Source organism: Propylenella binzhouense, assembly GCF_009866965.1.
GTDB lineage: Bacteria > Pseudomonadota > Alphaproteobacteria > Rhizobiales > Afifellaceae > Propylenella > Propylenella binzhouense.
The window spans coordinates 1-11,442 of the sequence record NZ_SPKJ01000113.1 but is presented as its reverse complement, the minus strand read 5'-3'; the positions used below and the strand labels follow the sequence as shown (position 1 = coordinate 11,442).

The window sequence follows — 11,442 nt, the reverse complement described above, 5'->3', positions numbered from 1 at the left end:
GCTCGCGGCGGCGGCGGCAGCGCTCCGCGCCGCCCTCGCTGCCCTCTAGCCGGGCCGCGTGGCGAGGCGTCGGCCGGTCCGCGCGGCGGTCCGATTGCAAGCGGGCCGGGAATGCGCCAACAAGCGGGCAACGGCGCGCCAGGCGACGCGGCCTTGCCGCTGCCCGCGCCCTCCGGCTTCTGGAGAAAGAGGATGAACCCGACGCCCGAGAAGGCCTTCCCGGTCTCCTGGGACCAGTTCCACCGCGACGCCCGCGCGCTCGCCTGGCGCCTCTCCGGCGCCGGCCCGTTTTCCGCGATCGTCTGCATCACCCGGGGCGGGCTGGTGCCGGCCGCCGTGGTCTGCCGCGAGCTCGAGATCCGCGTGATCGAGACGGTCTGCGTGGCGTCCTACCACGATTACAGGACGCAGGGGACGACGGCCGTCCTGAAGGGGATCGCCGCGGACCTGCCCGGCGTCGAGGCGGGGGGCGCCGGCATCCTCCTCATCGACGACCTCGTCGACACCGGGAAGACCGCCTCGATCGTGCGCGAGATGCTGCCCAAGGCGCATTTCGCCACCGTCTACGCCAAGCCGATGGGCCGCCCGCTCGTCGATACCTTCGTGACCGAGGTCTCGCAGGATACCTGGATCTACTTCCCGTGGGATCTCGGCCTCTCCTTCCAGCCGCCGATCTCCGGGCGGAGCGGCTGAGAGGCGGTCGCATCCCGATGCCCTGCGCCGGACCCGAACGCCGTCGGGCGCGGCTCATTGTGCCTTCGCTGATCCGCCCCTAGAACGGGGGCTCTCCGGGCGGGCGTGGCGGAACCGGTAGACGCAAGGGACTTAAAATCCCTCGCCGCAAGGCATGCGGGTTCGATCCCCGCCGCCCGCACCAGGAAGAACCGCCGCAGGATCGGCGGCGCAGGAGAGGAGCGCCCGAGCGTCATGGCTGCCGAAACGGTCCATCACTACGAGATCACGGTGAGCACCGGAGCCGTCGTGCGGATCCTCGAATCACGCGACATAGACGGGCTGCTGGCCATGCTCCGCGCGACCGACTTCATCACGCCCGACGAGGTGCCGCGCTACGAGGGGGCGGAGCCCCGGCGCGTGCTCATCCGCTCCGAGAGCGTGATCATGATCCGGCCGATCCACTGAGCGCCCCGGGCGGGCGATCGCGCCCGGCCCGGCTCGGCAGACCATCCGGAACGCGTGCGGCCTGTCCGGCGGTCATGCGCCCGACGCTCGAAGCCCGCCGGCTGGGAAGCCGGCGGGCTCGCGCCGTGTGGCGGGTGAGGCGAGGTCGCTCAGTCGGCGCCGCGATATTCCGGCGCGTCCTTCAGCTGGTCCTCCGTCGTGTTCACCATGACGCGGAGGTCGCCCGACTTGTCCTTCTGAACGTTGAGCGTGTCGTACTGGACCGCGACCGGCTTCTCGCCGATGCCGAGGAAGCCCCCGACATCGATCACGACGGCCTGAATGTCGCCCGACTTCGTGAAGACGACGTCCTCGACCTCGCCGATATCGTCGTCCCGCGTACCGACCACCTTCGCGCCGAGCAGGTCGTCGGCGCTCACCTCCTGCGGCTGGACCGCCGCATTACCGCCGGTGTTCGTCATCGCCTGCTGGCTGCCGGTCGGGGCGGGGCTGCCGGTCGCCGCCTGCTGGTTCGCCTGGGCGGCGCGGTTGGCGTCGGTCGCCTGGTTGCTGGCGGCTCCGCCGCTTGTGCCCGCCGCGCGGTTGGCGGCCATGCCGGTGCCGGCCGCGTTCATATTCGCGGCCTCGGCGTCGCGGTCATATTCGGGCGCCTGCTCGATCTGATCCCGGGTCATCGCCACGCTGATGCGCATGTCGCTCCCGTCGGCCGCCGCGCGCTGGGCTGCATTGCCCTGGCCGGCATTGTTCTGCCCGGCATTGCCGGCCGCGGCGGCGCTGTCGGCTTTGGCCTGCATCTGCAGCTGGTCGAACGGGATGGTGATGGGCTTCTCGCCGACACCCAGGAAGCCGCCGACATCGATCACGGCGGCGCGCGTCTTGCCGTCCGGCGCAAGCACGATGTCCGCGATCTCGCCGATGCTCCGGTCGTCCTGCCCGTAGACCTCCTTGCCGATCATGTCGCTCGCGCGGATCTGGGCGTTCTCGTCGAAGTTCACGAACCCGGAGTTCCCGCCGGCCTGGGCGGTCTGCGTGCCGGCAGCGCTGTTATCGGCCTGGGCCGTCGTCGATTGCGGCGAGGCGTTGCCGGCGCGCTCGGCGGCGTTCTGGTTCGCCGCGTTCTGGTTCGTCTGGCCGGCGCCGGAGGACATGTCGCCCGCCATGGTGCTCGAGGTTCCCGGTCCGCCGACCATGCCCGAGCCCGTCGTGCTGGCGGTGTTCGCCGTGTCGGCGTTGCGCCGCTGCGGATCGTAGGCCGCCCGGTCGAAGGACTCTGCGCTCTCAAGCTGCTCGCGGGTCGAGGCGTAGACGAGGCGGACCTTGCCGTCGCGCTCGATCACCGCAACCTGGTCGATGGGGACGGCGACATCCTTCTCGCCGATGCCGAGGAAGCCGCCGACGCCGATCACGGCCTGCGAGACCTTTCCATGCTCGTCCACGACGAGGTCGTTCACGTCGCCGATCCGGTCAGCCTCGGGATCCTGGCTCGAATAGACCGGCTGGCCCATGATCCGGGAGGCGAGGTTCGCGTGCTCCGCGAAGAATCCCTGCGTCTGGACGGTGCCGGCGCCGCCCGCCTGAGCGGCGGCCGCCGGCTGGTTCGACTGCGCGGGCGTGGCGGGGTTGTTCTGCGCGAGCGCCGTGCCGAGCGCGCCTGCGCTCACGAGTGCGAAAATCGCGCTGCTCGCCATCAATCTGCGGATCATGCTAGTCTCCCTTCGTGCATGCTGCATGGTTCGGGCCGCGCGACATCCTTGGTCGGGGCTACGCGGCCCTTCCATTCGAGACAATGCGATGAACGGGGGTCCGTTCCCGGCCGCCCGAACCGGCTACGCGAAATCGGGCCGGTATCCGTAGAGCCAGTCGAGTCGCGCAAGGTGCGCCCGGCCCGGCAAAGCGGCGATCGCGAGGTCGCGTGCCGCCCCCGCTGGGCCCGAAAGCCGGTAGATCGCGAGATTCTGTCGCGCCGTCCGGCAGATGCGCTCCACGCGCGGCCGCCGCGCGGCCTCGAAGGCGCTGAGCCGTGCGGGGAGGCGCGCAAGCGAACCCGCACGGAGCGCCGCCGCGAGAGCCCAGGCGTCCTCGATCGCCTGGGCGCCGCCCTGGGCGGCCGTGGGAAGCATGGCATGGGCGGCGTCACCGACGAGCGCGACGGCGCCCCGCACCCATGGCCGTGTCTCGTCGACGCCGAGGAGAGGCCAGAGCACCCAGTCCGGAACCGCGGCGAGAAGATCGGCGAGGACCGGCGCGAGCCCCGCGGCGGCCGGCCGCTCCGCCGGCGTCCCGCCGATGGCGACCACGTTCAGGTCTTCGCCGCCGCGGACCGGATAGTGGACGAGGTGGAATCCGGGCGTGAGCCAGAGGCCGGTCGAGCCGGCGTCGAGGGACGGGGGCACGTTCCGGCGCCCGAGCGTGGCGCGCCAGGCGAACGCCCCCGTCGGGCGGGCCCCCGAATGACCGAAATAGGCGGTGCGGACGGCGGAATGCACGCCGTCGGCGGCGACGAGGAGGTCGGCCTCCTCGCCATGCCCGGCCGCTTCAAAGGTTGCGGATGCCCCGTCGCTTGCGATCCCGCCCACCGCCGCGCCGGTGCGGAGGTCCGCGATCCCGGCCGCGGCCTCCCATAGCACGGCGTGAAGATCGGCGCGGTGGATCACGAGGTACGGTGCGCCGTAGCGTTCGCGGGCCGCTGCGCCGAGCGGGATGCGTGCGAGCTGCCTGCCGCTCCGGCCCGCACGGATGACGATCGCCTGCGGCTCGCTCGCCCGCTCCGCGACGGCGCGCTCGAGCCCGAGGCCGCGCAGGATCCAGACCGCGTTCGGTGACAGCTGGATGCCGGCGCCGACCTCGCGCACCGCCTCGGCGCGTTCGTAGACAATCGCTCTTTGCCCGGTCCGCGCCAGCGCGAGCGCCGCCGCGAGACCGGCTATGCCGCCGCCGACGATGGCGGTCCGCACCGACCGGGCCGGCTCAGGTCGGCAGCGTGTAGAGGCACTCGGGCGGCCGGGCCTCGTCCTCGTGCAGGGACGGATCGTGCCTGTAGAGCGTGGAGCAGTAGGGGCAGATCGCCTCGTCCTCGTCGCCCATGTCCAGGAACACGTGGGGATGGTCGAAGGGCGGAAGCGCGCCCACGCACATGAACTCGCGCGCGCCGATCGCGACCGACGGCACGCCCGGCGTGTTGTGGAAATGCGGAACGATCTTGTCGGCCATCTCGGAACTTTCGGTACCCGTCTCGGATCGGCGCGGACAATAGCATCTCGCCCTCGGCTGACCAGTGCGCCCGGAGGGTTTGATGCCGCAGCGCGCTCGTGTAAGCCAGCGCGCACCGAACGGACTGGACGACATGGCCACGCAAAGCTTCAACTCCGACGGCGTTCCGATCGCCTATCTCGACGAGGGCGAAGGCGCGCCGGTCCTCCTCATCCACGGCTTCGCCTCCAACCACAAGGTCAACTGGGTCGCGACCTCTTGGGTGAGGGACCTCGTCCATGCCGGCTACCGCGTGATCGCCTTCGACAATCGCGGCCACGGGGAGAGCGGCAAGCCGCACGATCCGGAGGCCTACGGCACACCGAACATGGCGGAGGACGCGCGGCGCCTGCTCGACCATCTCGGCATTCCGCGCGCGCATGTCGTCGGCTATTCGATGGGTGCGCGGATCGCCGCCTTTCTTGCGCTCGCCCATCCCGACCGGCTCCGCGCCGTGGTCCTTTCCGGGCTGGGCGAGGGGCTCGTGAAGGGCGTGGGCGCGCCGGGCCCGATCGCCGCGGCGATGCGGGCGCCGTCCGCGGAGACGGTGGAGGACGAGGACGCGCGGGCGTTCCGCGTCTTCGCGGACCAGACCGGCGCCGACCGCGAGGCGCTTGCCGCCTGCATCACCGCCTCGCGCCAGACGCTCACGCCGGAGGAGCTCGGACGGATCAGGCTGCCCGTGCTCGTCGCGGTCGGGACGGCGGACACGATCGCGGGCGATCCGGCTGCGCTCGCCGCGCTCATTCCCGGCGCGCGGGCGTTTGCGATCCCGGGCCGCGACCACATGAAGGCCGTCGGAGACCGCGCCCACAAGAAGGCGGTGATCGAGTTCCTCGGCGAGCACGGTTGAGGGATCGCGGCGCCCCCTCGGCCCGCGCCACTTGGCGGGGCCGGGCCCTGTGATAGATATGTCCACGCGCCCGGTGGTGACCACCCGCAGGAGGAGCGCATGAATTCCAAGATCTCCGGGACCGCCTCTCCGCTGGAGGCCGTCGACCCGCTCTGGCACGCGGTCCGCACCGAGGCGGAAGCGGTCGTCGCGCAGGATTCCGTGCTCGCCGGCTTCGTCTGGGACAGCATCCTCAGCCATCCGACGCTCGAGGCGGCGATTGCGCACCGGATCGCGGAGCGGCTCGACCACGATGCCTTCGACGGCGCCCACATCAAGCGCGCCTTCCACGAGATGTATGCCGACGAGCCGGGCAACGCGGTCGCGCTCCGGGTCGACCTCTCGGCGGTCTACGACCGTGATCCGGCCTGCAACCGCTTCATCGAGCCGGCCCTCTATTTCAAGGGCTTCCACGCGATCCAGGCGCAGCGGCTCAGCAACTGGCTGTTCCGCCGGGGCCGGCAGGATTTCGCGCTCTACCTTCAGAGCCGCGTCTCGGAGATGTTCCAGGTCGACATCCACCCGGCCGTCCCGCTCGGCCGCGGCATCTTCATCGACCATGCGACGGGGGTGGTCGTCGGCAGCACGGCCGTCATCGAGGATGATGTCTCGATTCTCCAGAACGTGACCCTCGGCGGCACGGGAAAGGAGCGCGGCGACCGCCATCCGAAGATCCGGCGCGGCGTGCTCATCGGCGCCGGCGCCAAGATCCTGGGCAATATCGAGATCGGCTCGTGCTCGCGTGTCGCGGCCGGCTCTGTCGTGCTCGCGCCCGTTCCGCCCAACACCACGGTGGCCGGCGTTCCGGCACGGGTCGTCGGCAAGGCCGGCTGCGCGCAGCCCGCCCGCACGATGGATCACATCCTCGGCGGCCCGGAGGCCGAGCCGGAGCGCTGATCGATCGCGGTTGCCACCGGCCGGGCGCTGTGCAAGACACCCATCCGTCTGAGACGAGACCGAGGAAAGCCGGTGACGAAGGACGAACTTGCCAAGATCGAGAAATACCTGCGTCGCCTCTTCGCCAACGACACGATCAAGGTGAAGACGCGTCCGCGCAAGGATGACTCGGCGGAAGTCTTCGTCGGCGAGGAGTTCGTTGGCGTTCTCTTCAAGGACGACGAGGACGACGAGGTCTCCTACAACTTCACGATGGCGATCCTCGATTACGACCTGAAGGATTAAGTCTGGCCGGCCCGCGGGACGCGTCTTCGAACGCCGTCCCTTCGCGGGCTCGGCCCCGCACGGCTTGAGGACATCGGGGGCGGCGGCCGTCGGCCGCGAGGCTCAGTGCTTGAAGACGCGGTGGTCCGTCGTCACGTCCCGCAGCCAGCGCTCCCATTGCTTCGGCGAGCCGATGAAGGCGTTGCGGTCGACATCGCCCTTCACGCCCGGCACGCGGCCGGTGGCGGTGAACTGCCAGAGCGCCCATTTGCGGCCGTTGAAGCGCTCGTGCGGTTCGGCGGCGACGCTCCGGAGCCAGAACTGGTAGTGCGGGAACTCGCCCTCGAGCACCTCCCTGTGGAAGCCGATGTCGGTGTAGATGATCGGCTGGCGTCCGGTATGCGCCTCCATGGCCGCCAGCATGATCCGGATCATCTCGAGCGCCTGCTCGCGCGGCACCTTGGACGGGCAAGTGACCGAATGCCCGTTCCATTCGAGGTCGAGCACCGGCGGCAGCGCCGTCGGATCGTAGGGGACGGCCTGGCTGAACCAGATCGCCTGTTCGGTCGCTGTCCGGCACCAGTACATGAAATGGTAGGCGCCGCGCGGAATGCCGGCGCGCGCCGCGCCTTCCCAATTGTCGTAGAACCGCGAATCGACGTGGTCTCCGCCTTCCGTCGCCTTGATGTAGGCGAAGCGGGTCCCTGCGCGCCGCACCCTGTCCCAGTCGATGTCGCCCTGGTACTTGGAGACGTCGATGCCCTGGACCGGCATGCGATGCGCCCGGGCGACGCCGGGATGCGGGTCGGAATCGCCGTGCGTGGGATAGGGCAGCTTGCCCGCGCAGCTTGAGACGAATGCGGCGGTCGCGAGAACCGCAATGGCCCTTGCGAGGCGAGAGAGCATGGCGTGACGCGGCAGGTGTCGTGGTCCTCCCCTTGTCGCCGATTTATCCTTGCCGCTTCCTTAATGAGCAAGGTCGGGCGCGGCCTGCCGCGGGTGCGCCAAGCGTGCAGGTCCGAGGGATAGCGCGTCCGCGCTGCGCGCGCCGCACACCTTTTCGTGCACGGTTCTCTGCTGGAACAAAGGCCAAGGCGGGGCCTGCATCCGGCTTCGGAGCGCCCTATCTCGCCACTGAGCACGAGACGAGGGAGGCTTCATGGCCAAGGTGACGATCCGCAACGGCGACTGGATTCTGGTCGGAGACGGCGTCAAGGCGATGCTCTTCCGCAATGCCGGGGACCCGGAGCATCTCGACCTGCGCGTGCTCGACCTGTTCGAGCACGAGACCCCGCCCACGCGTGAACAGGGTACCGACCGGCCGGGGCGGGTCCACCAGTCCGCCGCCACGGCCCGGAGCGCGGTCGAGGAGACCGACTGGCACCGCTTCGAGAAGGAGCGTTTCGCGAAGGACCTGGCCGACACGCTCTACAGGAAGGCGCATGCCGGCGCCTTCGAGCGGCTCGTGGTCGTGGCGCCGCCGCCGACGCTCGGCGATCTCAGGAAGGCGTTCCACCAGGAGGTGAGCGCCCGGATCGTCGCCGAGATCGACAAGACGCTCACCAACCATCCGGTCGGCAAGATCGAGAGCCTGCTCGCGATGGACTGAGCGGGCGCCGAAGCCCCGCGGCGGCCGCTACGGCGCGCCGCCCGCCCGCTCCGCATCGGCCGGCCCTTCGCCCGAGACCGCGCGGATATAGCGCTCCGCCGAACGGATCACGGCGGCCTTGCCGTCGCGGGCGATCGTCCGGCCGGCGAAGGCGCCGTAGACGGTCTCGAAGGGAAGGGGCGAGACGGCCTCGACGATCCGCCGCACGGAGCCTGCCGAAAGCGGGATGAGGTTCGGATAGCTGCGCATGAAGGAGACGTGGCGCCTGTCCTGCACGACCTGGAGGACGTCGCCGGGCAGGAGCGCGCCGGCGCCGCTTGCGCCGGCCGCCCAGTGCAGGGCCGTGCCGCCGGCGAAATGGCCGCCGCAGCGGACGAGCGTCAGGCCGTCGGCGATGCCGAGCTGTTCGCCCGGCCAGAACCGGATGCGCGCGCTCGGGCGCATCACCCATTGCCGGTCGGCCTCATGCAGGAGGACGGGCGCGTCGAAGGCCTCGGCCCATTCCGCCATCGTCGTGTAGTAGTGCGGATGCGAGATCGCGATCGCGGCGAGCCCGCCCAGCCCCCGCACGAAGGTCTCTGTCGCCTCGTCGAGGAGGGCGACGCAGTCCCAGAGGAGGTTGCCGGCGGGCGTGACGAGCAGGAACGCCCGCTGGCCGATCGCGAAGCTCGGCTCGGTGCGGATCGAGAACAGGCCGGGCTCGCAGGCCCGGACCACGTTGGCGTGGCCGGCGCGCAGGGATTGAAGCGTGGTCCAGCGCTGGCCGCCCGGCCCGACATATTGCCGTTCGTCGTCGCAGACGGGGCAGCGGGACGGCGGCTCCGCCGAAGGCGCAAACTGCGTCCCGCAGGTCTCGCAGATGAACGGGGTCATGCGACGGCGGCCCCGTCAGCTGCGCCGGCTCATGAAGGCGAGCTTCTCGAACACGTGGACGTCCTGCTCGTTCTTCAGGAGCGCGCCGTAGAGCGGGGGGATCGCCTTCGCGGCGCTCTTCTCCCGGAGCGTGGCGGGATCGACGTCCTCGCTGAGAAGGAGCCTGATCCAGTCGAGGAGCTCCGAGGTCGAGGGCTTCTTCCGCAGCCCGGGCACGTCGCGGATCTCGTAGAAGGCGCCGAGCGCCTCGCGCAGGAGGCGCTGCTTCAGACCGGGAAAGTGCACCCCGACGATCCTCTCCATCGTCTCTCGGTCGGGAAAGGCGATGTAGTGGAAGAAGCAGCGCCGCAGGAAGGCGTCCGGCAGGTCCTTCTCGTTGTTGGACGTGATGATGACGACAGGCCGGCGCTCAGCCCGCACCGTCTCCCCCGTCTCGTAGACGTGGAACTCCATCCGGTCGAGTTCCTGCAGGAGGTCGTTCGGGAACTCGATGTCGGCCTTGTCGATCTCGTCGATCAGGAGGACCGGCCTGACCTCCGCGGCGAACGCCTCCCAGAGCTTGCCGCGGCGGATGTAGTTGGTGATGTCGGAGACGCGCGGATCGCCGAGCTGGCTGTCGCGCAGGCGGGCGACGGCGTCGTATTCGTAGAGGCCCTGGGCCGCCTTGGTCGTCGACTTGACGTGCCATTCGATGAGCGGGGCGGAGAGGCTGCGCGCTACCTCGCGGGCGAGCTCCGTCTTGCCGGTGCCGGGCTCCCCCTTCACCAGGAGGGGGCGTTGCAGCACCACCGCGGCGTTCACCGCCGCCGTCAGGTCTGCGGTGGCGACGTAGCGCTCCGTTCCGGAGAATCCCATCGGGTCGGTCCCTGGCTGCGATCCTGGTCTGGTAGGGGCTGGCGCGCTTTGCCGCAAGCGCCGCGCCTCAGGCGGCCGCTCCGATCGGCGGGGGGAGGGCGTCCGATGCCGCGGCGCGCACGGCCGCCAGCACGGCGAGCTCGATCTTGAGGAGAGCGGCGAAGGCCGTGCGGCGGCGTTCCAGCTCGTCGCGGATGCCGGGGCGGGCGAATTCGAGCCGGTCGAGCCGGGAGCGTGCGGTCCGGATGACGGCGAGGTAGCTGCGGGACGCGTCGGCGATGCGGGCCTGGAGGCGTGGCGCTTCGTCGCTGCGGCCTCCGCGCAGCGCGGCGCATTCGTGCTCGACGGCCGCGATGACGGCGGTCTCTGCACGCGCGATCGCATCGAGCAGAACTTGAGCCGAGCGGTCCGCGTTCACGGTCGCGTCGCCATTCCAGGTTGCCTGAGGTTATGGATGCCCCGACGGGGTTAAAATCAGGTAAGTGTGGCGAAGCTGCGGCGCCCTCGGCCGGGCATCGCTTCATAAGATCTTCATTTCCCAACGGCTTGCCTCGCAGCCACGTTCTCCGTATATCCGCTCGCTCAGGGGACAGGGCAACTCATTGGGGTGGGCCGATGATGTTGGAGGCGGAACGGGAATACAGTCCAAGCGAAGACGAGCCGTTCATGAACGATCGGCAGCGCGAATATTTCCGCAAGAAGCTCGTCGCTTGGAAGGAAGAGATTCTCGCAGAGAGTCGGGAAACGCTCGAAGCGTTGCAGCTTGAAAACCAGAATCATCCGGATCTGGCCGACAGGGCCTCGTCCGAGACCGATCGATCGATTGAATTGAGGGCGCGCGACAGGCAGCGGAAACTGATCGCCAAGATCGACGCGGCGCTGAAGCGGATCGAGGACGGCACCTACGGCTTCTGCGAGGAGACCGGGGAGCCGATCAGTCTGAAGCGGCTCGACGCGCGGCCGATCGCCACGCTGTCGGTGGAAGCCCAGGAGCGGCACGAGCGCCGCGAGCGGGTCTACCGCGACGAGTAGGGAGAAAGTCCCGGCCGGACGCGGCGAGCCGCGCCCGGTTCCGCCCGTCAGCGCCGCCCGGTCTCGCCGCCGAGTTCCCCGAGCAGGCGCGCCATCTCTTCCTCGAGCGCGTCCGCGCCTTCGCGCCGCCGCGTCCCGAAATCGATCACCGCACCCTCCTTGTCGATGACCGCTGCCGCTTCCCGCGCGGGAGCGGGGCTTGCCGGCCGCGGCGGCCTGCTCTGCGCCTGCTGCGCCAAGGCGGGCGCGACGTTCGGCGCGGCCTGCTCGGCCGCCATGTCGGACTCCGGTCTCGGTGCGGCCGCCGTCCGGGAGTCCGGCTGCGTGCGGGCCTCGCGGGCGAGTGCCGCCTCGAGCCGCTGCGCGAGGTCTCCGAGCGTCGTCGGCTGAGCGCCCGAAGGTGCTTCCGGCGCGGGCGCCAACGCCGGCGGTGTGGCGTTCCGCTCGGCCGCGGCTTCCGGAAGCGGTCCGGCCGGCATGATCCGTGCCTCCCCGCGCGCCGGCCGCGGCGCTGCCGGTCCGTCGCCCGGGGCGGCTGCCCGGAGCATGTCGGGCTGCTGGCCGCTTCCGGCGGAAGGGGGCTCGCTCGCCGCTCGTTCCGGGGGTGGCTCGACCGGCGGGACCCGCTGCG

The 11,442-nt window shown here is 70.4% G+C and carries 15 protein-coding genes and 1 tRNA gene; 8 read left to right on the top strand and 8 right to left on the bottom strand.

Annotation, left to right across the window (positions count from 1 at the left end; translation table 11 throughout):
* Positions 1-192: 192 nt before the first annotated feature.
* The 3 genes from gpt (at position 193) to E4O86_RS20175 (ending at position 1,140) form a co-directional block, all read left to right on the top strand.
* Complete coding sequence (gene gpt / locus E4O86_RS20185; protein WP_161142351.1) at positions 193-693, top strand: xanthine phosphoribosyltransferase; 501 nt, start codon at positions 193-195, stop codon at positions 691-693.
* 99 nt (positions 694-792) lie between these two features.
* Positions 793-877 (top strand) — tRNA-Leu (locus E4O86_RS20180).
* Positions 878-927: 50 nt separating this feature from the next.
* Complete coding sequence (locus E4O86_RS20175; RefSeq protein WP_161142350.1) at positions 928-1,140, top strand: hypothetical protein; 213 nt, start codon at positions 928-930, stop codon at positions 1,138-1,140.
* A 149-nt stretch (positions 1,141-1,289) separates the two neighbouring features.
* On the opposite strand, the gene E4O86_RS20170 is transcribed toward E4O86_RS20175, so the two are convergent.
* From E4O86_RS20170 to E4O86_RS20160, 3 genes are all read right to left on the bottom strand, one after another.
* Positions 1,290-2,843, bottom strand: a complete 1,554-nt coding sequence (locus tag E4O86_RS20170) for a PRC-barrel domain-containing protein (RefSeq protein ID WP_161142349.1) — start codon at positions 2,841-2,843, stop codon at positions 1,290-1,292.
* Positions 2,844-2,966: 123 nt separating this feature from the next.
* Positions 2,967-4,094 (bottom strand): FAD-dependent monooxygenase, encoded by a 1,128-nt coding sequence (locus E4O86_RS23975; protein WP_161142348.1) that lies wholly within the window; start codon positions 4,092-4,094, stop codon positions 2,967-2,969.
* Between the two features lie 13 nt (positions 4,095-4,107).
* The gene (locus tag E4O86_RS20160; protein WP_161142347.1) at positions 4,108-4,350 is read right to left on the bottom strand and encodes a zinc-finger domain-containing protein; all 243 of its coding nucleotides are present in this window, start codon (positions 4,348-4,350) and stop codon (positions 4,108-4,110) included.
* Positions 4,351-4,483: 133 nt separating this feature from the next.
* Here E4O86_RS20160 and E4O86_RS20155 point away from each other — a divergent pair, with 133 nt between their 5' ends.
* From E4O86_RS20155 to E4O86_RS20145, 3 genes are all read left to right on the top strand, one after another.
* Positions 4,484-5,242, top strand: a complete 759-nt coding sequence (locus E4O86_RS20155) for an alpha/beta fold hydrolase (protein ID WP_161142352.1) — start codon at positions 4,484-4,486, stop codon at positions 5,240-5,242.
* 99 nt (positions 5,243-5,341) lie between these two features.
* Entirely contained in the window at positions 5,342-6,178 is an 837-nt protein-coding gene (gene cysE / locus E4O86_RS20150) for a serine O-acetyltransferase (protein ID WP_161142346.1), read from the top strand.
* Between the two features lie 72 nt (positions 6,179-6,250).
* Positions 6,251-6,463 carry a DUF3126 family protein gene (locus tag E4O86_RS20145; protein ID WP_161142345.1) on the top strand — a complete coding sequence of 71 codons (213 nt, stop codon included), beginning with the start codon at positions 6,251-6,253 and terminating at the stop codon, positions 6,461-6,463.
* A 102-nt stretch (positions 6,464-6,565) separates the two neighbouring features.
* Here the strand turns inward: E4O86_RS20145 and E4O86_RS20140 are convergent, their stop codons facing one another.
* Positions 6,566-7,348 (bottom strand): glycoside hydrolase family 25 protein, encoded by a 783-nt coding sequence (locus E4O86_RS20140; protein ID WP_161142344.1) that lies wholly within the window; start codon positions 7,346-7,348, stop codon positions 6,566-6,568.
* Between the two features lie 253 nt (positions 7,349-7,601).
* Between E4O86_RS20140 and E4O86_RS20135 the strand changes: the two genes are divergently transcribed.
* Positions 7,602-8,051 (top strand): host attachment family protein, encoded by a 450-nt coding sequence (locus tag E4O86_RS20135; protein WP_161142343.1) that lies wholly within the window; start codon positions 7,602-7,604, stop codon positions 8,049-8,051.
* Positions 8,052-8,078: 27 nt separating this feature from the next.
* Here the strand turns inward: E4O86_RS20135 and E4O86_RS20130 are convergent, their stop codons facing one another.
* The 3 genes from E4O86_RS20130 to E4O86_RS20120 form a co-directional block, all read right to left on the bottom strand.
* The gene (locus tag E4O86_RS20130; protein ID WP_161142342.1) at positions 8,079-8,924 is read right to left on the bottom strand and encodes an MBL fold metallo-hydrolase; all 846 of its coding nucleotides are present in this window, start codon (positions 8,922-8,924) and stop codon (positions 8,079-8,081) included.
* 15 nt (positions 8,925-8,939) lie between these two features.
* Positions 8,940-9,779: an AAA family ATPase gene (locus tag E4O86_RS20125; RefSeq protein ID WP_161142341.1), complete on the bottom strand. Its 840-nt coding sequence runs from the start codon at positions 9,777-9,779 to the stop codon at positions 8,940-8,942.
* A 67-nt stretch (positions 9,780-9,846) separates the two neighbouring features.
* Positions 9,847-10,197 carry a hypothetical protein gene (locus tag E4O86_RS20120; protein ID WP_161142340.1) on the bottom strand — a complete coding sequence of 117 codons (351 nt, stop codon included), beginning with the start codon at positions 10,195-10,197 and terminating at the stop codon, positions 9,847-9,849.
* 197 nt (positions 10,198-10,394) lie between these two features.
* On the opposite strand from E4O86_RS20120, the gene dksA reads away from it, so the two are divergent.
* A complete protein-coding gene (gene dksA / locus E4O86_RS20115; protein WP_161142339.1) occupies positions 10,395-10,811 on the top strand; it encodes an RNA polymerase-binding protein DksA in 417 nt (138 codons plus the stop codon).
* Positions 10,812-10,858: 47 nt separating this feature from the next.
* Here the strand turns inward: dksA and E4O86_RS20110 are convergent, their stop codons facing one another.
* The gene (locus E4O86_RS20110; protein ID WP_161142338.1) at positions 10,859-11,290 is read right to left on the bottom strand and encodes a hypothetical protein; all 432 of its coding nucleotides are present in this window, start codon (positions 11,288-11,290) and stop codon (positions 10,859-10,861) included.
* Between the last annotated feature and the right edge of the window lie 152 nt (positions 11,291-11,442).

Bases quoted from the DNA above. Each gene is read 5' to 3' on its own strand.
- gpt (WP_161142351.1), top strand. From the start codon at position 193: ATGAACCCGACGCCCGAGAAGGCCTTCCCGGTCTCCTGGGACCAGTTC.
- E4O86_RS20175 (WP_161142350.1), top strand. From the start codon at position 928: ATGGCTGCCGAAACGGTCCATCACTACGAGATCACGGTGAGCACCGGA.
- E4O86_RS20170 (WP_161142349.1), bottom strand. From the start codon at position 2,843: ATGATCCGCAGATTGATGGCGAGCAGCGCGATTTTCGCACTCGTGAGC.
- E4O86_RS20160 (WP_161142347.1), bottom strand. From the start codon at position 4,350: ATGGCCGACAAGATCGTTCCGCATTTCCACAACACGCCGGGCGTGCCG.
- E4O86_RS20155 (WP_161142352.1), top strand. From the start codon at position 4,484: ATGGCCACGCAAAGCTTCAACTCCGACGGCGTTCCGATCGCCTATCTC.
- cysE (WP_161142346.1), top strand. From the start codon at position 5,342: ATGAATTCCAAGATCTCCGGGACCGCCTCTCCGCTGGAGGCCGTCGAC.
- E4O86_RS20140 (WP_161142344.1), bottom strand. From the start codon at position 7,348: ATGCTCTCTCGCCTCGCAAGGGCCATTGCGGTTCTCGCGACCGCCGCA.
- E4O86_RS20135 (WP_161142343.1), top strand. From the start codon at position 7,602: ATGGCCAAGGTGACGATCCGCAACGGCGACTGGATTCTGGTCGGAGAC.
- E4O86_RS20130 (WP_161142342.1), bottom strand. From the start codon at position 8,924: ATGACCCCGTTCATCTGCGAGACCTGCGGGACGCAGTTTGCGCCTTCG.
- E4O86_RS20125 (WP_161142341.1), bottom strand. From the start codon at position 9,779: ATGGGATTCTCCGGAACGGAGCGCTACGTCGCCACCGCAGACCTGACG.
- dksA (WP_161142339.1), top strand. From the start codon at position 10,395: ATGATGTTGGAGGCGGAACGGGAATACAGTCCAAGCGAAGACGAGCCG.
- E4O86_RS20110 (WP_161142338.1), bottom strand. From the start codon at position 11,290: ATGCCGGCCGGACCGCTTCCGGAAGCCGCGGCCGAGCGGAACGCCACA.